The following is a 23,570-nucleotide window of genomic DNA, read 5'->3' on the forward strand; positions in this document are numbered from 1 at the left end:
ATTGCCGACGACTACGTTGAGGTGAAGTAGAGATGCCGTTGACCCCCGAGGACGTGCGGAACAAGCAGTTCACGACCGTCCGCCTCCGAGAAGGCTATGACGAGGACGAGGTCGATGCCTTCCTCGATGAGGTCGAAGCCGAACTGACCCGGCTGCTGCGCGAGAACGAGGACCTGCGCGCCAAGCTGGCCGCGGCGACGCGTGCCGCCGCGCAGAACCAGCAGCAGAACATGCGCAAGCAGCAGGACGCGCAGCAGGACCAGCAGCAGCATCAGCAGGGCCGGCCGGGCGCTCCGGTGCCCGCCGCCATATCCGGACCGCAGCCGGTGCCGCCGCAGCAACAGCAGCAACAGCAGCAGTTGGGCGGCCCACCGCAGCTGACCGGAGGAGCCCCGCAGCTCCCGGCCGGGCCCGGTGGCCACGGTCCTGGCCCGCAGGGTCCGCACGGCCCGGGTCCGATGGGGCCCGGCGGTCCGCTGGGCGGCCCCATGGGCGGTCCCGGTGGTCACGGCGGCCCGCAGCTGCCGCAGCCGGGGCAGGGCCCGGGCGGCGACAGCGCGGCCCGTGTGCTCTCGCTCGCGCAGCAGACCGCCGACCAGGCGATCGCGGAGGCCCGTTCCGAGGCCAACAAGATCGTCGGCGAGGCTCGGTCGCGTGCGGAGGGTCTGGAGCGGGACGCCCGTGCCAAGGCGGACGCGCTGGAGCGGGACGCGCAGGAGAAGCACCGCGTCGCGATGGGGTCGCTGGAGTCGGCCCGCGCCACGCTGGAGCGCAAGGTCGAGGACCTGCGCGGCTTCGAGCGCGAGTACCGTACGCGGCTGAAGTCCTACCTGGAGAGCCAGCTGCGCCAGCTGGAGAACCAGGCCGACGACTCGCTGGCGCCGCCGCGGACGCCGGCGACCGCCTCGCTGCCGCCGTCGCCGTCGATGGCGTCGGCCGGTGCGGGGTCCATGGGTGGGAACCACTCCATGGGCGGCGGGCAGTCGATGGGCGGTCACGGTGGGGGCTCGGGCAGCGCTCCGTCGTACGGCGGGCAGCAGCAGATGTCGCCGGCGATGACGCAGCCGATGGCTCCGGTGCGGCCGCAGGGGCAGCAGCCGATGCAGCAGGCGCCTTCGCCGATGCGTGGGTTTCTGATCGACGAGGACGACAACTGACGTAGGCGCGGTGCGCGCGTAGTCGGCAATCAGGGCTGGGTCCCCGGGGGTTTCCCCGGGGGCCCGGCTCTTTTTGCGTTCGCCTGGTGGGGGTGCGGGTTTGCGCCTAAGGGTCGGTGGGTGGGGGCTCGGGGCCACACAGGGGTCACTCTCCCCCAGCCTCCGGCCGGGGGGACCCCCACGGCGCCGGGAGTCATCCTTGTGGTTGTTCGTAGCCGGGGTCTCGGTCGTCCTGCGGGGAGACCCCTGTATGTCCCCGAGCCCGCGCCGTTTGCGGCTTTCCGTGCTATTTGGGACAAGGTGTCAAGGGAAGGCGTCGCCTTGTCCGTACGAGAACGGCCCCCGACGCGTTCTGCGTCGGGGGCCGTTGGTCGTATGGGCTTGGGGGCTTACGCCTCCGTCTTCCGCAGTCGGAACGTCAGTGTCAGGCTCTCGTCCTCGAAGGCCGGGCCGTACGTGTCGTCGGCCTCGCCTTGTGCGAAGTCGGTGGCCAGGACCTCTTCGGAGATGAGGGACCGGTGTTCGTCCAGCGCGGTGCGGACCTCTTCGTCGGTGGTCTGCCAGCGCAGGGCGATGCGGTCCGCCACGTCCAGGCCGCTGTTCTTGCGGGCCTCCTGGATGAGGCGGATGGCGTCGCGGGCCAGGCCGGCGCGGCGCAGGTCCGGGGTGATCTCCAGGTCGAGGGCCACGGTGGCGCCCGCGTCGGAGGCCACCGACCAGCCCTCGCGCGGGGTCTCGGTGATGATGACCTCGTCGGGGGAGAGGGCGACCGGTTCGTCGTTGACCGTGACGGTTGCCGTGCCCTCGCGCAGGGCGAGGGAGAGGGCTGCCGCGTCGGTTTCGGCGATGGCCTTGGCCACTGCCTGGACGCCCTTGCCGAAGCGCTTGCCCAGGGCCCGGAAGTTGGCCTTCGCCGTGGTGTCCACCAGGGAGCCGCCCACCTCGGAGAGGGAGGCGAGGGTGGAGACGTTCAGCTCTTCGGTGATCTGGGTGCGCAGTTCGGGGGAGAGGGCCTCGAAGCCCGAGGCCGCCACCAGGGCGCGGGAGAGGGGCTGGCGGGTCTTGACGCCGGACTCCGCGCGGGTGGCGCGGCCCAGTTCGACCAGGCGGCGGACCAGGAGCATGTGCTTCGACAGCTCCGGGTCGATCGCGGAGAGGTCCGCTTCGGGCCAGGTGCTCAGGTGGACCGAGTCGGGGGCGTCGGGGGTGACCGGGACGACCAGGTCCTGCCACACGCGTTCGGTGATGAACGGGGTGATGGGGGCCATCAGGCGGGTGACCGTTTCGATGACCTCGTGGAGCGTGCGCAGAGCCGCCTTGTCGCCCTGCCAGAAGCGGCGGCGGGAGCGGCGTACGTACCAGTTGGAGAGGTCGTCGACGAAGGAGGAGAGGAGCTTGCCGGCGCGCTGGGTGTCGTAGGTTTCCAGGGCTTCGGTGACGCCCTGGGTGAGGGCGTTCAGCTCGGACAGGAGCCAGCGGTCGAGGAGGGGGCGGTCTGCCGGGGCGGGGTCGGCGGTGCTGGGGGCCCAGTTGCCGGTGCGGGCGTAGAGGGCCTGGAAGGCGACGGTGTTCCAGTAGGTGAGGAGGGTCTTGCGGACCACTTCCTGGATGGTGCCGTGGCCTACGCGGCGGGCTGCCCAGGGGGAGCCGCCGGCCGCCATGAACCAGCGGACCGCGTCGGCGCCGTGCTGGTCCATCAGCGGGATCGGGTCCAGGGTGTTGCCCAGGTGCTTGGACATCTTGCGGCCGTCCTCGGCGAGGATGTGGCCCAGGCAGACGACGTTCTCGTACGACGACTTGTCGAAGACGAGGGTGCCGACGGCCATGAGGGTGTAGAACCAGCCGCGGGTCTGGTCGATCGCCTCGGAGATGAACTGCGCGGGGTAGCGCTTCTCGAACAGTTCCTTGTTCTTGTACGGGTAGCCCCACTGCGCGAACGGCATGGAGCCGGAGTCGTACCAGGCGTCGATGACCTCGGGGACGCGGGTCGCGGTGCCCTGGCAGGTGGGGCAGGGGAAGGTGACGGCGTCGATGTAGGGGCGGTGCGGGTCGAGGTCCGACTGGTCGGTGCCGGTGAGGTCGGTCAGCTCGGCGAGGGAGCCCACGCAGGTCAGGTGGTCCTCGGCGCAGCGCCAGATGGGCAGGGGGGTGCCCCAGTAGCGGTTGCGGGAGAGGGCCCAGTCGATGTTGTTGTTCAGCCAGTCGCCGAAGCGGCCGTGCTTGACCGCCTCGGGGAACCAGTTGGTGTGCTCGTTCTCGCGCAGCAGGGCGTCCTTGACCGCGGTGGTGCGGATGTACCAGGACGGCTGGGCGTAGTAGAGCAGCGCGGTGTGGCAGCGCCAGCAGTGCGGGTAGCTGTGCTCGTAGGCGAGGTGCTTGAAGAGCAGGCCGCGGGCGTCGAGGTCGGCCACGAGGTGCTCGTCGGCCTTCTTGAAGAACTGGCCGCCGACGAGCGCCAGGCCCTCCTCGAAGGTGCCGTCGGGGCGCACCGGGTTGACGACCGGCAGGCCGTAGCCGCGGCAGGTCTTGAGGTCGTCCTCACCGAAGGCCGGGGCCTGGTGGACCAGGCCCGTACCGTCCTCGGTGGTGACGTAGTCGGCGTTGACGACGAAGTTGGCGTCCTCCAGCTCGACCAGGTCGAAGGGGCGGCGGTAGGCCCAGCGTTCCATCTCGCGGCCGGTGAAGGTCCGGCCGGTCGTGGTCCAGCCTTCGCCGAGGGCCTTTTCGAGGAGGGACTCGGCGACGACGAGCTTTTCCCGGCCGTCGGTGGCCACGACGTAGGTGACGTCGGGGTGGGCCGCGACGGCGGTGTTGGAGACCAGGGTCCAGGGGGTGGTCGTCCAGATGAGGAGGGCCGCCTCGCCGGCCAGCGGGCCGGAGGTCAGGGGGAGGCGGACGAAGACCGAGGGGTCGACGACCGTTTCGTAGCCCTGGGACAGCTCGTGGTCGGACAGGCCGGTGCCGCAGCGGGGGCACCACGGGGCGACGCGGTGGTCCTGGGTCAGCAGGCCCTTGTCGAAGATCTGCTTGAGGGACCACCAGACCGACTGGATGTAGTCGGGGTCCATGGTGCGGTACGGGTCGTCCAGATCCGTCCAGTAGCCCATCCGGGTGGTGAGCTCGGAGAAGGCGTCGGTGTGGCGGGTCACCGACTCGCGGCACTTGGCGTTGAACTCGGCGATGCCGTACGCCTCGATGTCCTTCTTGCCGTTGAAGCCCAGCTCCTTCTCGACGGCCAGCTCGACCGGCAGGCCGTGGCAGTCCCAGCCGGCCTTGCGGCCGACGTGGTAGCCGCGCATCGTGCGGAAGCGGGGGAAGACGTCCTTGAAGACGCGGGCCTCGATGTGGTGGGCGCCGGGCATGCCGTTGGCGGTCGGTGGGCCTTCGTAGAAGACCCACTCGGGCCGTCCCTCGGACTGCTGGAGGGTTCGGGCGAAGACCTTCTGCTCGCGCCAGAAATCGAGCACCGCGTGCTCAAGGGCGGGCAGGTCTACCTGGGCGGGTACCTGGCGGTACTGAGGCTGTGACATCGGGGCGTTCCTCCGGCGGACACCAGCTGCGTTCTCCGTCCGGAGGGACGAGAGCATGCGCTCCCGCGGTACCACCCTCCTTGGCGGTGTTCGTGTCCACCGCCCCCTCATTAGGGCCGCGAAGCCGGTTCTACTCGCCGTCGGGGCCGCCTGCTGGCCGCCCGCGGGGCTTTCTTCCGGCGGCTCCGGGGTGATCTTCACGCCGCGCACGCCTCCGGGCTCGCACCGTCCCCGGATCGCTCATGGCTGCGTACGACGCTACTCGTCCCATCCGCGCCTTTCGCTCTGCCCCCACAGTGTACGGGGCACGGACGGGGCGGGCCGACCGGTTTTCCGGGCTGCGCCGACTGAGGTAGCGGGCGCCGAGGGCGTGACCCGAATGGCGATACGCAGGGCGCGGGAGTCGGCGCCCGCGCGGCGGGCGGGCCGCGCCGGTGGCCACCCGCGCCGTGGGCTGGCGGATTACCGGGCGGGCAGGGGGGCACAACGGATGCAGACCGGGCTCCCGCATGGGGGGACCGGGTGGGAAAGGGCGGTGCGTCCCGTTGCCGCGTGCCTTGAGGCGATTTATCGTTCCGGTCACGATTCGCGAGCATGATCACTTACGTGAAGGGGTCGCGGCCATGGTGGCGAAAAAGACCGCCGCGAAGAAGAGCACGGCGGCTGCCGGGAAGGCCGCGGCCGGGAAGCCGGACCCGGCGGCGAAGAAACGGGTGTCCGCCGCCGCGGCGATGAGCACGGAGGCCGTCCCGGACGCGCCGGACACGGCGCCGGAGCCCGGGAAGGCGGCAGCGGACACGGCCGGGAAAGCGGCCGGGAAGACCCCCGGGAAGAAGACGCCCGGGAAGAAGACGGCGGCCAGGAAAGCACTGGAGGAGGCCGGGGACCCCCTTCCGAACGGCAAGCCCGCGGCGAAGAAGGCCGCGCCCCGGAAGGCGGCGAAGAAGACCGCACCCGCCGAGAAGGCGGTGCCGGCGAAGAAGACGGGAGCCAAGACGGTGGTGGAGAAGCAGACTCCGGGCGGGGCACCGACCGCCGAGGCGGAACAGGACGGGACGGCGGGCGCGGTGCCCAAGGCGCGCGCCGCGGCCACCCCCGGCGAGCTGGCCGTACGGCCCGGTGAGGACCCGTGGAGCCCGGCGGAGGTCGCCGAGGCGCGCACGGAACTGTACGGCGAGGTGACACGCCTGCGTGCCGAGATCGAGGCGTCCGAGAGCGCGCTGGCCGGGCTGATGCGGGACACCGGTGAAGGCACCGGCGACGAGGCCGACACCGGCAGCAAGAACATCACCCGCGAGCACGAGATGGCGCTGGCCTCCAACGCGCGCGAGATGCTGCTGCAGACCGAGCGCGCGCTGGAACGGCTGGACGCGGGCACCTACGGCCTCTGCGAGAACTGCGGCAAGCCGATCGGCAAGGCCCGTATGCAGGCGTTTCCCCGGGCGACGCTGTGCGTGGAGTGCAAGCAGAAGCAGGAACGGCGCTGACGCCGGACGGCCCTCCACAGGGCCGTCCGGCCAAGCGCCGGGACATCACCCGGGGTCGATGGCCCCCGTACCGGCGGTGTCCGTACGCCTGTGCCGTACTCTCGTCCTCAGCCGGGGGCGGCCTGGCGTGCGGACTCGACGGGCTGAGGGGCTCACAACGTGGCAGAGGCGGAGCGCATCACCGGTACGCCGGAGACCGGACCGGAATCCGAGCCGGAAGCGGCGGCGGTGCCGGGACCCGGGGGTGACGGCGACCGGGCCGCGCCGCGGGAGCAGCGGGAAGCGGCGGCGGACGCCGGCGAGGCGGGTGCCACCGCGCGCCGGGGCAAGCGGCGGATCGCCGCGCTGCTCCTGGTCGCGGCCATCGTCTACCTCCTCGACCTGGGCAGCAAGGCGCTGGTGGTCGCGAAGCTGGAGCACCACGCCCCGATCGAGGTGATCGGCTCGCTGCTGCGCCTGGAGGTGATCCGCAACCGCGGCGCCGCCTTCGGGATCGGCGAAGCGCTGACGATCTTCCTCAGCCTGATCGCGGTGATCGTGATCGTGGTGATCGCGCGGCTGGCCCGCAAGCTCTACAGCCTGCCGTGGGCCATCGCGCTCGGCCTGCTGCTGGGCGGCGCCTTCGGCAACCTGACCGACCGGATCTTCCGTACGCCGGGCGTCTTCGAGGGCGCGGTGGTGGACTTCATCGCGCCGACCCACTTCGCGGTGTTCAACCTCGCGGACTCGGCGATCGTCTGCGGCGGCATCCTGATCGTGATCCTGTCCTTCCGCGGCCTGGACCCGGACGGCACGGTCCACAAGGACTGACCGGGACCGGCCAAGGGCTGCGCGGCCGCCGGGCGAACGGTCCCGGGCGGGAGTGTCACCGGGGACTGCCATACTCGGTGGGGTGAGCACGATTCCCGAGATCCGCACCCTGCCCGTACCGGACGGCCTGGAGGGCGAGCGCGTCGACGCCGCGCTGGCCCGCATGTTCGGCTTTTCCCGTACGAAGGCCGCCGAGCTGGCGGCCGGCGGGAAGGTCCGGGTGGACGGCGCCGAAGTCATGAAGTCCGAGCGGGTGCACGGCGGCGCCTGGCTGGAAGTGGAGATGCCGCAGGCCGCGCCGCCGGTGGAGATCGTCGCCGAGCCCGTCGAGGGCATGGAGATCGTCCATGACGACGACGACATCGTGGTGATCGTCAAGCCGGTCGGCGTCGCCGCCCACCCCAGCCCCGGCTGGACGGGCACCACCGTCATCGGCGGTCTGGCCGCCGCGGGCTTCCGGATCTCGACCTCCGGTGCCGCCGAGCGCCAGGGCATCGTGCACCGCCTCGACGTCGGCACCTCCGGCCTGATGGTGGTGGCCAAGTCGGAGCGCGCGTACACCCTGCTCAAGCAGCAGTTCCGGGAGCGTACGGTCGACAAGCGCTACCACGCCCTGGTGCAGGGCCACCCGGACCCGCTCAGCGGCACGATCGACGCCCCCATCGGGCGCCACCCGCAGCACGACTACAAGTGGGCGGTGACCGCCGACGGCAAGCCGTCCGTCACGCACTACGACCTCATCGAGGCGTTCCGGGCCGCCAGCCTGCTGGACATCAAGCTGGAGACGGGGCGCACGCACCAGATCCGCGTCCACATGTCCGCGCACCGCCACCCGTGCGTCGGCGACCTGACGTACGGCGCCGACCCGACGCTCGCCAAGCGGCTGGGCATCACCCGGCAGTGGCTGCACGCGATGCGGCTGGGCTTCGAGCACCCGGCCGACGGCCGTTGGGTCGAGTTCGAGAGCGCGTATCCCGACGACCTCCAGCGCGCCCTGGACCGGGTGCGGGCGGAGAGCGCCTGATCCGTACGGCCTGGGACGCGGGCCTCTGAGGCAGGCCGGACCGACGAGCGGCCGGACCGCTCGTCCGAGCGGTCTCCGCGCGTTCCATGGCAGGCTTGGGGCGGAACGTGATCGATTTCGACCCCGGAGCGCGCCACCGTGGACCAGCTGGCCCTGATGTTCGTCCTACTGCTCGGGGCCGTGGTCATGGTCCCGGTCGGCGACCGGCTGGGCCTGCCGTCACCGGTCCTGATGACGCTCGCGGGCGCGGTGCTGGCGCTGCTGCCGTTCGTACCGAACGTCGAGGTGCCGCCGGAGTACATCCTGCCGCTGGTGCTGCCGCCGCTGCTGTACGCGGCCGTGCAGCGCACCTCCTGGCGGCAGTTCACGGCCAACATCCGGCCCATCTTCCTGCTGGCGGTGGCCTTGGTCTTCGCGACCACGGCCGCCGTCGCCGCCGTCGCGCACGCCGTCGTCCCCGGTATGCCGATCGCCGCCGCGGTGGTGCTCGGCGCCCTGGTCGCGCCGCCGGACCCGGTCGCGGCGACCGCCGTCGCGGGCAAGCTGGGACTGCCCCGCCGCATGGTCTCCATCCTGGAGGGCGAGGGGCTGTTCAACGACGTCACCGCGATCGTGCTCTACCACGTCGCGCTCGCCGCGGCCGTCAGCGGCTCCTTCTCGGTGCCCGGCGCGGTCGGCTCGCTGGTGCTCTCCGCGGTGGTCGCCATAGCGGTCGGCCTGGTGCTGGGCTGGCTCGCCAACAAGCTGATGGGCCTGCTGGGCGACCCGACACTGCAGATCGGCCTGACCCTGCTGGTGCCGTTCGTCGCCTATGTCCTCGCCGAGGAGTTCAAGGGCTCCGGCGTGCTGGCGGTGCTGACCACCGCGCTGTTCCTGGCCGAGTACGCGGTGGACGCCGACGACGTGATGGGCCGGCTGGCCGGCTACACCTTCTGGGAGATCGTCGACACCCTGGTCACCGGCGTCGCCTTCGGCCTGATCGGCCTGGAACTGCACAACGTCATCAAGGCCGCGTCCGGCCGCTGGGGCGAGATGCTGGGCATCGGGGCCGCCATCGTGGTGGTCGTGGTGGGCGTCCGGCTGCTGTGGCTGCTGCCCGCCGCCTGGCTGGCCAAGCGCATGCACAAGCGACGCGACTTCGACGAGGACATCCCGCTGAGCTGGCGGGAGACCGTGATCATGTGGTGGTCCGGGATGCGCGGCGTGGCGTCCGTGGCGCTGGCGCTGGCCATCCCGTACGAGATCGACGGCGGCGGGGACTTCCCGGCCCGCGACGAGATCCTCTTCATCGCCTTCGCCGTGGTGCTCTCCGGCCTTGTCGTGCAGGGCCTGTCGCTGCCCACGCTGGTCAAGAAGCTGCGGGTGCGGGCCGACACGGAGGCCGAGGAGAAGCTGGAACACGAGCTGGCGCTGCGGGTGATCAAGGCGTCCAAGCGGCGCCTGAAGGAGATCCTGGAGGTCGAGGAGCTGCCGGAGGAGATCAGCGAGCAGCTCGCCCGGCGCGCGTACGACATGGGCGCCCGCATCGCGCCGGACATCGTGGACGACGACCGGCGCGAGCACTTCGAGAAGCGCATCACGCGCGTGAAGAAGGTGCAGCGCATCCAGAGCGAGATGCTCTCGGCCGCCCGCCACGAGGTGCTGTCGGCGCGCAGCGAGCCGGGCGCCGACCCGGAGATCGTGGACCGGGTGCTGCGCCAGCTGGACATGCGCAGCCTGCGGGGCGCGCCGCTGCCGTAAGGCCGGACAGCGGTACGGGCCCTGCGGGGCCCGCCCCGTCACCCGTCCAGCCCCGGCCCCTTGTCCAGAGTCCCCGGAGTGCGCTGCCCGTCCGCCAGCCGGGTGGGGTCCTCCCCGCCGTCCGGGGCGGCGGCGGTGACGACCCGCGGCAGCGCGTACGGGTGCTCGGCGCGCAGCCAGTCGATCATCCGCTCGCGGACCTCGCAGCGCACCGACCAGATGGCGTCCGAGTCCCGGGCGGTGACCAGGGCGCGTATCTGGATCGTGGTGGGGGTGGTGTCGGTGACCACCAGGCTCCAGCCGCGGCCGTCCCAGTCGGTGCTGTTCTGCAGGATCTCGTGCAGCCGGTGCCGCATCTTCTCCACCGGCGCGGCGTGGTCCAGGTGGAAGAAGACGGTGCCGGTCATCTGCGCGCCGCCGCGCGACCAGTTCTCGAACGGCTTGCTGGTGAAGTACGAGACGGGCATGGTTATCCGGCGCTCGTCCCAGGTCCGTACGGTCAGGAAGGTCAGGGTGATCTCCTCGACCGTGCCCCACTCCTTGTCCACGACGACCGTGTCACCGATGCGGACCATGTCGCCGAAGGCGATCTGCAGGCCGGCGAAGAGGTTGCCGAGGGTGGACTGCGCCGCCACACCGGCGACGATGCCGACCAGCCCGGCGGAGGCCAGCATGGACTGGCCGACGGTCTGCATCCTGGGGAAGGTCAGCAGCATCGAGGCGGCGGCGACGACGATGACGATCGCCGTGACCACCCGCTGGATCAGCGTGACCTGCGTACGCACCCGGCGCACCCGGGCGGCGTCCCGCGCGCCCGCCGCGTAGCGGGAGTACGAGGACTCCACGATGGCCGCCGCCGCGCGGATGGCGAGCCAGGCGGTGGCCGCGATCAGGATCAGGGAGAGGATCTGGCCGAGACCGTCCTCGTGGTCCTCGATGAAGGCCACACCGGTTCTGTCGTAGAACCCGCGCAGCAGCGCGGTCACCAGCACCACCTGCAGGGGGACGCGGCAGCGCCGCAGCAGGCCCCACAGTGGCGTGTCGGGGCGGGCGGTGTCGGCCCGGCGCAGTGCCTGGTCGACCAGCCAGCCCAGAATGAGCGTCACGACTATGGAGCCGCCTACGACGATGAGCGGACGAAGCACGTCCTCCATGGACACTTCGGTCCTCCTAGATGTGGTCGGCTTCGTGCCGGTTCCTCCCGACCGTAACTGGCACGATGGTGGAAGTGCGATTCAATGACAGGGAAGTGAACTCAGTGGCCTCTTCGCCCACCTCGCCGTCCGAGCCGTCTTCAAACGCCTCGACGGTTGTGCTGTTCCACTCGGTGTGCGGTCTGCGACCCGCGGTACACGCCGCCGCCGACCGGCTGCGCGAGGCCGGACACGAGGTCGTCGTGCCGGACCTTTTCGACGGGCGGACCGCCGAAACCGTCGAGGACGGCGTGGTGATCAAGGACGAGATCGGCAAGGACGAGCTGCTGCGCCGCGCGGTGGTCGCCGCCGCGCCGTACTCCGACCGGGGCGTGGTCTACGCGGGCTTCTCGTTCGGCGGCGCGGTCGCGCAGAACCTCGCCCTGGGGGACGAGAAGGCGCGCGGGCTGCTGCTGATGCACGGCACCTCGGACATCGCCGACGACGCGGCGGTCGACGAGCTGCCCGTACAGCTGCACGTCGCGGACCCGGACCCGTTCGAGCCGCACGACTGGCTGAACGCCTGGTACCTGCGCATGGGCCGGGCCGGCGCGGACGTGGAGGTCTACCGCTACCAGGGCGCCGGGCACCTGTTCACCGACCCCGGCCTGCCGGACTACGACGCGGAGGCCGCCGAGAGCGCCTGGAAGGTCGCCCTCGGCTTCCTCGACTCGCTGTAACGGTTGTGCGGAGCCGGGCGGCCGGTCAGCGCACCGGCTGCCGGGCCCGTTCCACCCGCTGGGTGCCCGAGAGGGTCCGGTACGAGCGCGCCAGTGCGGTGGTGGCGTGCGGGTCGGCGCGGTCGGAGACGGTGAAGTAGTCCATCTGGGTGCGCTCGGCGGTCACGTCCAGGACCCCGTAGCCGTGCGAGTCCATGTCCAGCCACTTCACATGGCGGTTGGCGGCCCGGATGGCGGCGACGCCGACCAGCGAGACGGTGTGCGGGGCGACGTGCAGGAAGTCGTCCACGTTGTCGGAGGTGACCGAGGTGACCACGAACTCGGTGGCGACCGGCGGCGCGCCCGGGTAGGTCGCGGCCTTGACCGGCACCTCGTTCGCCCACGCCATGTGGATGTCGCCGGTCAGGAAGACGGTGTTGCCGATGCCGCGGTCGCGCAGGTGCGTCAGCAGCTCGCGGCGGTCGTCGGTGTAGCCGTCCCACTGGTCGGTGTTGACCGCCAGGCCCTCCTTGGGCAGCCCGAGCAGCTCGGCGAGCGGCGCCAGCAGATGGGCCGGTACGGACCCGAAGGCGACCTGGGAGATCATCACGGACGTGCCGACCAGCCGCCAGGCGGTGTCCGAGCGCTCCAGCCCGGCCTTGAGCCAGTCCAGCTGGGCCCGCCCGGTGATCGTACGGTCCGGGTCGTCCACCTTCCCGCTGCCCACCCCGGCCTGCTGGTCGCGGAACGAGCGCAGGTCGAGCAGGTGCAGATCGGCCAGCTTGCCGAAGCGCAGCCGGCGGTAGGTGGTGCCCGCCGTGGAGGTCCGTACCGGCATCCACTCGAAGTAGGCGCGCTTGGCGGCGGCCATCCGCTCCGCCCAGTCGCCCTCGGTGCCCGGGGTGTGGTTCACGGCCCCGCCCGACCAGGCGTTGTCCGCGAACTCGTGGTCGTCCCAGATCGCGATCACCGGATGCGCGGCGTGCAGGGCCTTCAGGTCGGGATCGGTCTTGTGGGCGCCGTGCCGGGTGCGGTAGTCGGCGAGCGTGATGATCTCGTGCTTGGGGGAGTGCTGCCGTACGACCTTCCCCGAGGCGGGGAAGCCGCCGGTCGCGTACTCGTAGATGTAGTCGCCGAGGTGCAGCACCGCGTCCAGGTCGCGGCGGGCCGCGAGGTGCCGGTAAGCGGAGAAGTAGCCGGCCTCCCAGTTGGCGCAGGAGACCACGCCGAAACGGACGTTGGGGGCCTTGGTGTCGTGCGCGGGGGCGGTGCGGGTGCGGCCGACGGGCGAGTGGGTGCCCTCGACGCTGAAGCGGTAGTAGTAGGTGGTGGCGGGCGCCAGGCCCCGTACGTCGGCCTTGACGGTGTGGTCGGCCGCGGCCGTGGTGGTCGCGGTTCCCCGCGCGACCACCGAGCCGAAGTCCTGGTCCGCCGCCACTTCCCAGCCCACCGGGGTGTCCCGGCCGAGGCCCGAGCCGGGCACCGCGCCCGGCTCGGGCGTGACGCGGGTCCACAGCAGGACGCCGTCCGGGAGCGGGTCACCGGAGGCCACGCCGTGCTGGAAGACCTGCGGCGCGCCCGTACGGGTCCGGTCGGCGGCGCGTGCCCCGGTGGCGTGGGCCGGGCTCGCGGAGGCGAAGGGCAGCAGGGCGGCGGAGGCGGCTGCTGCCGTGACGGCGGTGCGGCGGGTTATCTGGTCATGGTCGGTCACGGCCGATGACCATACTGTCGCGTAGGGCGATAGGGGAGGGCCGCGGCACAAAGTTCGCCGATCCGTAAACCGCCGTCCGCCGAACCGGACGCGGCCGCCGCCTGCTTCCCCCCCGCTACTTCTTCTTCGCCGGACCGAACTCGTCGTCGATCATCTTGTTGAAGTTGGCGGTGGCCAGCTCGTAGTACTGCTCCTTGGTCATCTGCTGCTGCGGGACCGGCGGCAGCTTCAGCTTCTTGTCGCCGTGCAGGAACGCCGGGGTGCCGGTCACGCCCTTGCGGCCGAAGAGCGCGGTCATCTCCATCGTCCAGCGGTCGTACGTGCCGTTCTTGACCGCCGTCCGGAACTTCTCGTTGTTCTTCAGCTCCGGCACCTGGTCGGCCACCGCGAGCAGCTTCGCGTCCTTGGCGTACGCGTCGTCGGCCTCCTCCGGGTGGTTCTTCTCGGAGTACAGCGCGGTCTTGTACTTGAGGAACGCCTCCGGGCCGACGTTCAGGGCCGCGCCGAGCGCGCTGAGCGCGTTCTTCGAGCCCTCGCCGCCCTGCCCGCCGTCGATGAACGTGTACATGGTGAAGCGGATCTTGTAGCGGCCGTCCTCCATGCCCTTCAGGAGGGCCGGGCCCGCGCTCTGCTCGAAGCTCGCGCAGGCCGGACAGCGGACGTCCTCGAAGACCTCCAGGGTCTCCTTCGCCTCCGGCTTCCCGATGACGATCTCGGTGCCGTCCTTGCCGCTGGTGTTCGCGGGCTTGACCAGGTCGGCCTCCTTGGCCGCCTCCCACCCGGTGGGTTCGTTCGCCTTCATGATGCCGAAGGCGATCCCGCCGGCGACGACGAGGGCACCCACCACCGAGCCCGCCACTATGAGCTGCCGGCGGACCTTCTCCTTCTTCTTCTGCCGATCGCGCTCGGCGCGGATCCGCTCGCGGGCCGCCTGCTTGCTCGCCTGGCTGTTGCGGTCGTTCATGGTGCTTCCCGACTCCTTGTCCCGATTCCGTGGTGCGTGCACGTTCAGTACGCGGTGGTCAGGGGCCGGGGCGGACCGCGCCGTACGACGCAGTGGCCGAGCCGGGTGAGCGGCCGGGGCCGGGGGAGCGGACGTATGGGGCGTATCCGGCGGCGTACCGCGCGCGGACCGGCGGCGGACACGGCGGCCATGCCCGGAGTCTGCCATGAGCACGGCGATCCGCCGGGTCAAGATTCGGTATCGGCGTACGCCGGAGCCCCGGACCGAAGCATCGGTCCGGGGCTCCGGGAACGGCGTGCGGTCAGCCCTTCATCGCCTTGTCGACCTGCTCGTTGAACGCCTCCGGGGTGGACGGGGCGGCCTTGCCCTGCGCGGTGTCGGTGCCCAGCACCGTGTCGTCGAGCTTGACCGTCGGCGTGCTCTTCACGTCCTTGAAGCCGTTGAAGGCTTCGGACATCTCCATCGCCCAGCGGTTGTACGTACCGGCCTTCACGGCGTCCTGGAACTTGGCGTTGCCCTTGAGGGCGGGCACCGTGTCGGCGACCTTGATCAGGTAGTTGTTGTCGGCGAACTTGTCCGGGCCGGTCTCCTCGGGGTGGTACTCCTTCGAGAACAGCGCTTCCTTGTACTTCAGGAACGCGTCCGGGCTCACGTTGAGCGCGGCGCCCAACGCGCTGAGCGCGTTCTTGGAGCCGGTGCCCTGGAGGTTGTTGTCCAGGAAGGTGCCCAGGTGGACGGAGGCCTTGTACTTGCCGTCCTTCAGGTCCTTCTGGATCGTCTCGCCGACCTTCTGCTCGAAGTTCGCGCAGCCGGGGCAGCGGGCGTCCTCGAACAGCGACAGCGTGTGCTTCGCGTCCTTCTTGCCGAGGGTGATCTCGGTGCCGTTCTTGCCGGACGTGTTGGCCGGCTGGACCAGCTTGGCGCTCGCGGCCTTGGCCCACTTGTCGGCGCCGCCGCCGCTCGCATCGCCGCCGCCCGAGTTGGCCACGGCGACGCCGATGCCGCCCGCGATGGCCAGGACGGCGACGATCGCGCCGCCCACGGTCAGCTGCCGGCGGACCTTCTCCTTCTTCTTCTGCCGCTCGCGCTCGACGCGCAGCCGCTCACGGGCTGCCTGCTTGTTGGCCTGGCTGTTGCGGTTGCTCATGACTGTCCTGCTCCTGGGAAAGGTGTGAACGGATTCCTGTCCGATGAGCCGCGGCCCGAAGGCTACGCGGCGAGGGAGCAGGGCGGTCCACGCCGTACGACGCAGTGCACGAGGAGGGGGACGGCCCGCGGGACCGGCTCCGTACGCGCGGGCCGGGCGGCCGGGCGGTGCGGCACGGGCAGCGCCCGGACGACCGCCACCGCCAGCAGCAGCGGCCGGAACGCGAACGCGGTCACGGCCCCCAGCAGCTGGGCCAGCGCCGCCTCGCCCCGCCGCAGCCAGGCCGCGGCGAGCAGCCCCACCGCGACGTGCGCGGCGAGCAGCAGCAGCCAGGTCGAGACGGGCGCCGGATCGTCGCCGGACAGGTGCGCCAGCGGGGTGCCCACATCGCCGCCGCCGCACAGCAGGTCCACGCCCAGGGACCGCAGCGGACCGGTGACCGGCCCGCCGGCCCGCCCGTAGCAGGCGTGCTGGCCGGTGCTGAAGACCGTGTCGGCGGCCAGCTCCAGCGGTACGAGCAGCGCGGCGATGCGCCAGAAGCCGCGCTCCCGGCCGGCCAGCGCGTACGACACGGTGAAGACGGCGGCCGAGAGGGCGGCGACGAGGGTCAGCGGCAGCGGCATCCGGGACAGCAGCACATGGCCCGCGGCGGACAGCGTCACGCACAGCGCCGTGAAGAGCGCTGCGCGCAGTGCCCGCAGGTGTGCCGCCGAGATGTCCATTGCAGCGAGTCTGCCATGGTCCGGTGTAAGAGGGGACTAAGAGGCGCGAACACGTGACCGCGCCCCCTCGCCCCCGGCTCACGCCGTGACCGGGCTCACCGGGCGGCCGGGCTCACAGCCCCGGGATGCGGCCGTTGCGGAAGAGGTCCACGAAGATCTGGTGGTCGGCGCGGGCCCGGGCCCCGTACGCGTGCGCGAAGTCCACCAGGAGCCGGCCGAAGCCCTCCTCGTCGGCGGCGATCGCCGCGTCGATGGCGCGCTCGGTGGAGAACGGCACCAGGGAGTGGCCGCTCTCGTCGTCCGCGGCGGCGTGCATCGTGGCGGTGGCCCGCCCCAGGTCCGCGACGACCGCCGCGATCTGGGCCGGGTCGTCGATGTCCGACCAGTCCAGGTCGACCGCGTACGGCGAGATCTCGGCGACGAGCTGCCCGGCGCCGTCCAGCTCGGTCCAGCCCAGCCACGGGTCGGCGTGGTCCTGGAGGGCGCGCTGCGAGATCACCGTGCGGTGGCCCTCGTGCTGGAAGTAGCCGCGCACCCGCGGGTCGGTGATGTGCCGGGAGACCGCCGGGGTCTGCGCCTGCTTCATGTAGATCACGACGTCGTTTTCGAGGGCGTCGCTGTTGCCCTCCAGCAGGATGTTGTACGAGGGCAGGCCCGCCGAGCCGATGCCGATGCCGCGGCGCCCCACCACGTCCTTGACCCGGTAGGAGTCCGGGCGGGTCAGGCTGGACTCGGGCAGCGTCTCCAGATAGCCGTCGAAGGCCGCCAGGACCTTGTAGCGGGTCGCCGCGTCCAGCTCGACCGTGCCGCCGCCGTCGGTGAAGCGGCGCTCGAAGTCGCGGATCTCGGTCATCGAGTCCAGCAGGCCGAAGCGGGTCAGCGAGCGGGCCATGCGCAGCGCGCCCAGCAGCGGGCCCTCGGCGGTGTCCAGGGTGAAGGGCGGCACGTCGTCGTCCTTGGCCCCCGTGGCCAGCGCGTGGATGCGCTCGCGGTAGGCGGTGGCGTAGATGCCGACCAGCTCGCCGATCTGCTCGTCGCTCAGCGCCTTGGCGTAGCCGAGCAGGGCCACCGAGGCGGCGAAGCGCTTCAGGTCCCAGGTGAAGGGGCCTACGTACGCCTCGTCGAAGTCGTTGACGTTGAAGATCAGCCGGCCGGTGGCGTCCATGTACGTGCCGAAGTTCTCGGCGTGCAGATCGCCGTGGATCCACACCTGGCCGGTCTGCTCGTCCTCGTACGGGCCGCTGCCCGCGCCGCCGTCCTGCGCCTGGAGGTCGTGGTAGAAGAGGCAGGCCGTGCCCCGGTAGAAGGCGAAGGCGGACGCGGCCATCTTCCGGAACTTGACGCGGAAGGCCGCCGGGTCGGCGGCGAGCAGCTGTCCGAAGGCGGTGTCGAAGACGGCGAGGATCTCCTCGCCGCGCCGATCGGCGTCCGGCGCCGGGACGTGCTGGGACGACATCGCGGTGTGCCTCCTGGGGCAAGTGATGCAGACGGGTGTGCCGTCTCTTCCAACGGCCGAGGCTACTCAGGGGTGCCCGGCGGCCGCCTCCCGGGCGCGGTGCGCCGGCCCGTGTGCCGGGCCCCGGGTTGTCGGTGGAGGGCCGTAGACTTCGAGACCGTCCACCGCACCATCACCCGCTCCCCTTCCGGAGGTCGTCGACCGTGGCCAAGCCGCCCTTCACGCATCTGCACGTGCACACCCAGTACTCCCTGCTGGACGGTGCCGCGCGGCTGAAGGACATGTTCGAGGCGTGCAAGGAGATGGGCATGACGCACATCGCCATGTCCGACCACGGCAACCTCCACGGCGCCTACGACTTCTTCCACACCGCGCAGAAGACCGGTATCACGCCGATCATCGGCATCGAGGCCTACGTGGCGCCCGAGTCGCGGCGTACCAAGCGCAAGATCCAGTGGGGCCAGCCGCACCAGAAGCGCGACGACGTCTCCGGCTCCGGTGGTTACACCCACAAGACGATCTGGGCGGCGAACCGGACCGGGCTGCACAACCTCTTCAAGCTCTCCTCCGACGCATACAAGGAAGGCTGGCTGCAGAAGTGGCCCCGGATGGACAAGGAGACGATCTCCCAGTGGTCCGAGGGCCTGATCGCCTCCACCGGCTGCCCGTCCGGTGAGCTGCAGACCCGGCTGCGCCTCGGCCAGTTCGACGAGGCCCTGAAGGCGGCGTCCGAATACCAGGACATCTTCGGCAAGGACCGCTACTTCCTGGAGCTGATGGACCACGGCATCGAGATCGAGCGCCGGGTCCGCGACGGCCTGCTGGAGATCGGCAAGAAGCTCGGCATCCCGCCGCTGGTCACCAACGACTCCCACTACACGTACGCGCACGAGGCGACCGCCCACGACGCCCTGCTGTGCATCCAGACCGGCAAGAACCTCACCGACCCGGACCGCTTCAAGTTCGACGGCACCGGCTACTACCTGAAGTCCACGGACGAGATGTACGCCATCGACTCCTCGGACGCCTGGCAGGAGGGCTGCCGCAACACCCTCCTGGTCGCCGAGCAGATCGACACCACCGGGATGTTCGAGAAGCGCGACCTGATGCCGAAGTTCGACATCCCGGAGGGCTTCACCGAGGTCACCTGGTTCCAGGAGGAGGTCCGCCGCGGCATGGAGCGCCGCTACCCGGGCGGCGTCCCCGAGGACCGCCAGAAGCAGGCCGAGTACGAGATGGACGTCATCATCCAGATGGGGTTCCCGGGCTACTTCCTCGTGGTCGCCGACTTCATCATGTGGGCCAAGCGCAACGGCATCGCGGTGGGCCCCGGCCGAGGCTCCGCGGCCGGCTCGATCGTCGCGTACGCCATGGGCATCACCGACCTCGACCCGGTCACCCACGGTCTGATCTTCGAGCGGTTCCTGAACCCCGAGCGCGTGTCCATGCCCGATGTCGACATCGACTTCGACGAGCGCCGGCGCGTCGAGGTGATCAGGTACGTCACCGAGAAGTACGGCGAGGACAAGGTCGCCATGATCGGTACGTACGGCAAGATCAAGGCGAAGAACGCCATCAAGGACTCCGCGCGCGTGCTGGGCTACCCGTACGCGATGGGCGACCGCATCACCAAGGCCATGCCCGCCGACGTCCTCGGCAAGGGCATCGACCTGGACGGCATCACCAACCCGCAGCACCCCCGCTACTCCGAGGCGGGCGAGGTGCGCGGGATGTACGAGAACGAGCCGGACGTGAAGAAGGTCATCGACACCGCCAAGGGCGTCGAGGGCCTGGTCCGGCAGATGGGCGTGCACGCGGCCGGCGTGATCATGTCCAGCGAGCCGATCATCGACCACGCCCCGGTCTGGGTGCGGCACACCGACGGCGTCACCATCACGCAGTGGGACTACCCGCAGTGCGAGTCGCTCGGCCTGCTCAAGATGGACTTCCTGGGCCTGCGCAACCTCACCATCATGGACGACGCCCTGAAGATGGTGAAGGCGAACAAGGGCGTCGACCTGGAGCTGCTGGAAGTCCCGCTGGACGACCCCAAGACCTTCGAACTGCTCTGCCGCGGTGACACCCTCGGCGTCTTCCAGTTCGACGGCGGTCCGATGCGGTCGCTGCTGCGCCAGATGCAGCCCGACAACTTCGAGGACATTTCCGCCGTATCGGCCCTGTACCGCCCGGGCCCGATGGGCATGAACTCGCACATCAACTACGCCGAGCGCAAGAACGGCCGCCAGGAGATCACCCCGATCCACCCGGAGCTGGAGGAGCCGCTCAAGGAGACCCTCGGCCTGACCTACGGCCTGATCGTCTACCAGGAGCAGGTGCAGAAGGCCGCCCAGATCATCGCCGGGTACAGCCTCGGCGAGGCCGACATCCTCCGCCGCGTCATGGGCAAGAAGAAGCCCGAGGAACTGGCGAAGAACTTCACCATCTTCCAGGCCGGCGCCCGCAAGAACGGCTACAGCGACCAGGCGATCCAGGCCCTGTGGGACGTGCTGGTCCCGTTCGCCGGTTACGCGTTCAACAAGGCCCACTCCTCCGCGTACGGCCTCGTCACGTACTGGACCGCCTACCTGAAGGCGAACTACCCGGCGGAATACATGTCCGCGCTGCTGACCTCGGTGCGCGACGACAAGGACAAGTCGGCGGTCTACCTGAACGAGTGCCGCCGCATGGGCATCAAGGTGCTCCCGCCGAACGTCAACGAGTCGCTGGCGAACTTCGCCGCCCAGGGCGACGACGTGATCCTCTTCGGCCTCACCGCCGTCCGCAACGTCGGCCAGAACGTCGTCGACTCGATCATCCGCTGCCGCAAGGCGAAGGGGAAGTACGCCTCCTTCCCGGACTACCTCGACAAGGTCGACGCGGTCGTGTGCAACAAGCGCACCACCGAGTCCCTGATCAAGGCGGGCGCGTTCGACGAGATGGGGCACACCCGCAAGGGCCTGACCGCGCACTACGAAGCCATGATCGACAACGTGGTGCAGGTCAAGCGCAAGGAGGCCGAGGGGCAGTTCGACCTCTTCGGCGGCATGGGCGACGACAGCTCCGACGACGGCCCCGGCTTCGGTCTGGACGTCGAGTTCTCCGACATCGAGTGGGACAAGACGTACCTGCTCGCCCAGGAGCGCGAGATGCTCGGCCTGTACGTCTCCGACCACCCGCTGTTCGGCCTCGAACATGTGCTGTCCGACAAGGCCGACGCCGCGATCTCCCAGCTCACCGGCGGCGACTACTCGGACGGCTCGATCGTCACCATCGGCGGCATCATCTCCGGCCTCCAGCGCAAGATGACCAAGCAGGGCAACGCGTGGGCCATCGCCACCGTCGAGGACCTGGCCGGCTCCATCGAGTGCATGTTCTTCCCGGCGACGTACCAGCTGGTGTCCACCCAACTCGTCGAGGACACGGTGGTCTTCGTCAAGGGCCGCCTGGACAAGCGCGAGGACATCCCGCGGCTGGTCGCCATGGAGATGATGGTCCCCGACCTCTCCGAGGCCGGCGCCAACGCGCCCGTGACGATCACGATCCCCACGGTCAAGGTCACCCCGCCGCTGGTCGAGAAGCTCGGCGAGGTGCTCACCAGCCACCGTGGCGCGACCGAGGTCCGCATCAAGCTCCAGGGGACGCGCAAGACGACGGTGCTCCGGCTGGACCGGCACCGGGTCACGCCCGATCCGTCGCTCTTCGGGGATCTGAAGGTGTTGCTGGGGCCGTCCTGCTTGGCGGGGTAGGGCGCGGGGCGCCCCGGGTCTCCGGGGTGGTGGTCAGCCGCGGTGGGTTTCGACCGGCAGGCCGCGGTACGTGTCGGTAGGCCCTGGCGGTAAGCCTCGTATGTCCCGGTAGGCTCCGGTGTGTCTTTTGTTCAGCCCGGGAATAAAGCGACCGGGGGCGGGTTGCCGACGAGCGGCATGGCCCAGCGGCGCGTGAAGCGCGGAGAGGGGTGCACCCCAAACGGATGCGCCCCTCTACTGCTGCGCGACAGTGATCAGTTGTGACCGAAACGGCGCTGGTGCTTACGGGCAACATCGTTCGGGGTCGCCTCGAACGGCTGGGTCGACGCCTGGGCCTCCATCGCCGACCTCTCGGCGTCCTGGCGGTTGCGCTCGGCGTCCTGCGCGCCCTTCTGTTGCCGATTGCGGTCACGATTCTTGTTTTTGGCCATGATCGTGCCTCCTGAGGGGGATCCTGGGATCGGGGCCGTGACCAGGCTTACACGCGACGTTGAGGGGCGCATTTCGGACAATCACCGTCGGTCATACGGGGCGTCACGTGGTGTGTTCGCCGTCGGCACCGAATCCGCCACGCCGATGATCGAGTTCGGGCAGTTAACCCCCGTACGGTCGGGCAGACTCGAAGGAAGGCCGTAGCAAACAGCCTCGTGCCACAGGCCGAGCCGGGGGGCGTCCGACTTCAGCACCTCAGGGAAGAGGGTGGAACGTGGATCGCTGCGTCGTCCTGGTGGACGCCGGATACTTGCTGGGCGCCGCCGCGAGCCTGCTCGCCGGAGAGCCCACCCGCTCCCGGATCACCGTCGATCACGCCGAGCTCATCCAGGGCCTGCGCCAGCGCGCCGAAGCCGATACGGAACGGCCGCTGCTGCGCATCTACTGGTTCGACGGCGCGCCCGACCGCGTACCGCAGCCCGAGCACCGGCGGCTGCGCGTGATGTCCCGCGTCACGGTCCGGCTCGGCGCGCTGACCCGTAGCGACGGACGCTGGGCCCAGAAGGGCGTGGACGCCGCGATGCACGCGGAGTTGACCGAGCTGGCGCGCAACCGGGCCTGCTCCGACATCGTGCTCGTCACCGGCGACGGCGACCTGCTGCCCGGCCTGATGTCGGCCAAGGAACACGGCGTCGCCGTGCACCTGTGGGCCGTCCAGGCGGCCGACGGCGACTACAACCAGTCCGAGGACCTGGTCGCCGAGGCCGATGAGCGGCGGGTGCTGGACCGGGAGTGGATCACCCGCGCCGTACGCCTGAAGGAACTCGGCGGCCCCTGCGCCCCGCCGCCCGCGCCGCGGCCGGAGATCGCCGCGATCCTCTCCGCCCCGCTGCCCGAATCCGCCGTCGCGGCTGCGGCCGCGGCTGCGGCTGCGGCGTCCGCCGCGCATGAGGGGGAGCGGGGGGACGGTCACGAGCGCAACGGTACGAACGGGGCGGCTCGCCCCAGGCCTGTGGAGCGGGCAGGCGCCCCGGAAGCGTGTGCTCGGCCGGGTGGGGGCGACCGGGACGCCGAGAGCGGTACGCCGGGTGGGCGGGGCGCTTCGGTCCCCACCCCGAAAGACCTTGCCGGCCTCAACCGCGGCCCCGGGGCCGGGCCTGGCGGGGCCACCGCGACGCCGGCGCCCGTGCCGAGCGCGACGCTGCGGTGGTCCTCCGACAAGGGGTGGGTCGAGCGGGGCGGCCCGGTCGGCGAGCCCCCCGAAACCGCGTCCCTGCCTACGCTTGCGCAGCTCACGAGTGCGGAGCAGCGCTGGGCGGACCGGGAGGAAGACATCACGGCGGTCAGCGGTGACCCCTTCGAGGTGGGGCAGGTCTTCGCCCGCCGCTGGACGGAACGGTTGTCCGACGCGACGCACCTTCAGCAGATCTCGACGGAGTACCCCCGGATTCCGCACCGCATCGACGGTGAGCTGCTTCGCTACGCGGCGCGGTTCGGGCTGCTCGCCCACAAAGACGATCAGATCGATGAGCATGATCGGTATGCGATTCGGGCCGGGTTCTGGCGGGAGGTCGATCTGCGGACCGCGGCCGGGGTTCCCGTGGGGGAGTAGGTTCACCCCGTGCGGGCTTTGCCCTTGGGGGTGGGGGGTGCCTGGACCGCGCTTCGCGCGGATGCGCATCAGGTTCGTTTGGGGGCGGGGGCGCGCAGGGGGCCAACTCCTCGGCACCGTGCACGGCGTCCAAGGGTTGATAGTGAACCGAGGGCACCCGGCTGCCTGCGGGGATGGCCC

General features: G+C 70.7%; 17 protein-coding genes. 8 read left to right on the forward strand and 9 right to left on the reverse strand.

Annotation, left to right across the window (positions count from 1 at the left end; translation table 11 throughout):
• The first annotated feature begins 32 nt into the window (after positions 1–32).
• A complete protein-coding gene (locus IH45_RS0131150; RefSeq protein WP_030676140.1) occupies positions 33–1,157 on the forward strand; it encodes a DivIVA domain-containing protein in 1,125 nt (374 codons plus the stop codon).
• Between the two features lie 389 nt (positions 1,158–1,546).
• On the opposite strand, the gene ileS is transcribed toward IH45_RS0131150, so the two are convergent.
• Positions 1,547–4,687: an isoleucine--tRNA ligase gene (gene ileS, locus IH45_RS0131155; protein ID WP_030676143.1), complete on the reverse strand. Its 3,141-nt coding sequence runs from the start codon at positions 4,685–4,687 to the stop codon at positions 1,547–1,549.
• Positions 4,688–5,310: 623 nt separating this feature from the next.
• Here ileS and IH45_RS1000000149510 point away from each other — a divergent pair.
• The 4 genes from IH45_RS1000000149510 (at position 5,311) to IH45_RS0131175 (ending at position 9,748) form a co-directional block, all read left to right on the forward strand.
• Positions 5,311–6,174, forward strand: a complete 864-nt coding sequence (locus IH45_RS1000000149510) for a TraR/DksA family transcriptional regulator (RefSeq protein ID WP_030676146.1) — start codon at positions 5,311–5,313, stop codon at positions 6,172–6,174.
• 159 nt (positions 6,175–6,333) lie between these two features.
• A complete protein-coding gene (gene lspA / locus IH45_RS0131165) occupies positions 6,334–6,984 on the forward strand; it encodes a signal peptidase II (RefSeq protein WP_030676148.1) in 651 nt (216 codons plus the stop codon).
• Between the two features lie 82 nt (positions 6,985–7,066).
• Positions 7,067–8,008, forward strand: coding sequence for an RluA family pseudouridine synthase (locus IH45_RS0131170; RefSeq protein WP_030676150.1), 942 nt, complete (start codon positions 7,067–7,069; stop codon positions 8,006–8,008).
• Positions 8,009–8,146: 138 nt separating this feature from the next.
• On the forward strand, positions 8,147–9,748 hold the full coding sequence (locus IH45_RS0131175; RefSeq protein ID WP_030676152.1) for a Na+/H+ antiporter: 1,602 nt from the start codon (positions 8,147–8,149) through the stop codon (positions 9,746–9,748).
• A gap of 38 nt (positions 9,749–9,786) precedes the next feature.
• Here the strand turns inward: IH45_RS0131175 and IH45_RS0131180 are convergent, their stop codons facing one another.
• A complete protein-coding gene (locus IH45_RS0131180) occupies positions 9,787–10,902 on the reverse strand; it encodes a mechanosensitive ion channel family protein (RefSeq protein WP_063763073.1) in 1,116 nt (371 codons plus the stop codon).
• A gap of 104 nt (positions 10,903–11,006) precedes the next feature.
• On the opposite strand from IH45_RS0131180, the gene IH45_RS0131185 reads away from it, so the two are divergent.
• Complete coding sequence (locus tag IH45_RS0131185; RefSeq protein WP_032918698.1) at positions 11,007–11,621, forward strand: dienelactone hydrolase family protein; 615 nt, start codon at positions 11,007–11,009, stop codon at positions 11,619–11,621.
• Positions 11,622–11,646: 25 nt separating this feature from the next.
• Here the strand turns inward: IH45_RS0131185 and IH45_RS0131190 are convergent, their stop codons facing one another.
• The 6 genes from IH45_RS0131190 to IH45_RS0131215 all read right to left on the reverse strand — a co-directional run bounded on the left by IH45_RS0131190 (position 11,647) and on the right by IH45_RS0131215 (position 17,600).
• Complete coding sequence (locus IH45_RS0131190) at positions 11,647–13,311, reverse strand: alkaline phosphatase D family protein (RefSeq protein WP_030676157.1); 1,665 nt, start codon at positions 13,309–13,311, stop codon at positions 11,647–11,649.
• Positions 13,312–13,426: 115 nt separating this feature from the next.
• On the reverse strand, positions 13,427–14,275 hold the full coding sequence (locus tag IH45_RS0131195; RefSeq protein WP_030676159.1) for a thioredoxin domain-containing protein: 849 nt from the start codon (positions 14,273–14,275) through the stop codon (positions 13,427–13,429).
• Between the two features lie 44 nt (positions 14,276–14,319).
• On the reverse strand, positions 14,320–14,466 hold the full coding sequence (locus tag IH45_RS1000000148990; RefSeq protein WP_158813324.1) for a hypothetical protein: 147 nt from the start codon (positions 14,464–14,466) through the stop codon (positions 14,320–14,322).
• A 110-nt stretch (positions 14,467–14,576) separates the two neighbouring features.
• Positions 14,577–15,422, reverse strand: coding sequence for a thioredoxin domain-containing protein (locus IH45_RS0131205; protein WP_030676164.1), 846 nt, complete (start codon positions 15,420–15,422; stop codon positions 14,577–14,579).
• A gap of 62 nt (positions 15,423–15,484) precedes the next feature.
• Entirely contained in the window at positions 15,485–16,144 is a 660-nt protein-coding gene (locus IH45_RS0131210) for a hypothetical protein (RefSeq protein WP_030676167.1), read from the reverse strand.
• A 112-nt stretch (positions 16,145–16,256) separates the two neighbouring features.
• Positions 16,257–17,600: a DUF2252 domain-containing protein gene (locus tag IH45_RS0131215; protein WP_030676169.1), complete on the reverse strand. Its 1,344-nt coding sequence runs from the start codon at positions 17,598–17,600 to the stop codon at positions 16,257–16,259.
• A gap of 203 nt (positions 17,601–17,803) precedes the next feature.
• Between IH45_RS0131215 and dnaE the strand changes: the two genes are divergently transcribed.
• The gene (gene dnaE, locus IH45_RS0131220) at positions 17,804–21,346 is read left to right on the forward strand and encodes a DNA polymerase III subunit alpha (protein ID WP_030676172.1); all 3,543 of its coding nucleotides are present in this window, start codon (positions 17,804–17,806) and stop codon (positions 21,344–21,346) included.
• 254 nt (positions 21,347–21,600) lie between these two features.
• Here dnaE and IH45_RS1000000149515 read toward each other — a convergent pair whose 3' ends face one another.
• Positions 21,601–21,777 carry a hypothetical protein gene (locus tag IH45_RS1000000149515; protein ID WP_199810737.1) on the reverse strand — a complete coding sequence of 59 codons (177 nt, stop codon included), beginning with the start codon at positions 21,775–21,777 and terminating at the stop codon, positions 21,601–21,603.
• A 275-nt stretch (positions 21,778–22,052) separates the two neighbouring features.
• Between IH45_RS1000000149515 and IH45_RS0131230 the strand changes: the two genes are divergently transcribed.
• Positions 22,053–23,390 (forward strand): NYN domain-containing protein, encoded by a 1,338-nt coding sequence (locus IH45_RS0131230; protein ID WP_030676175.1) that lies wholly within the window; start codon positions 22,053–22,055, stop codon positions 23,388–23,390.
• The last annotated feature ends 180 nt before the right edge of the window (positions 23,391–23,570 follow it).

It is taken from the genome of Streptomyces rimosus subsp. rimosus, assembly GCF_000720725.1.
In the GTDB taxonomy this organism is placed as follows: Bacteria; Actinomycetota; Actinomycetes; order Streptomycetales; family Streptomycetaceae; genus Streptomyces; species Streptomyces rimosus_A.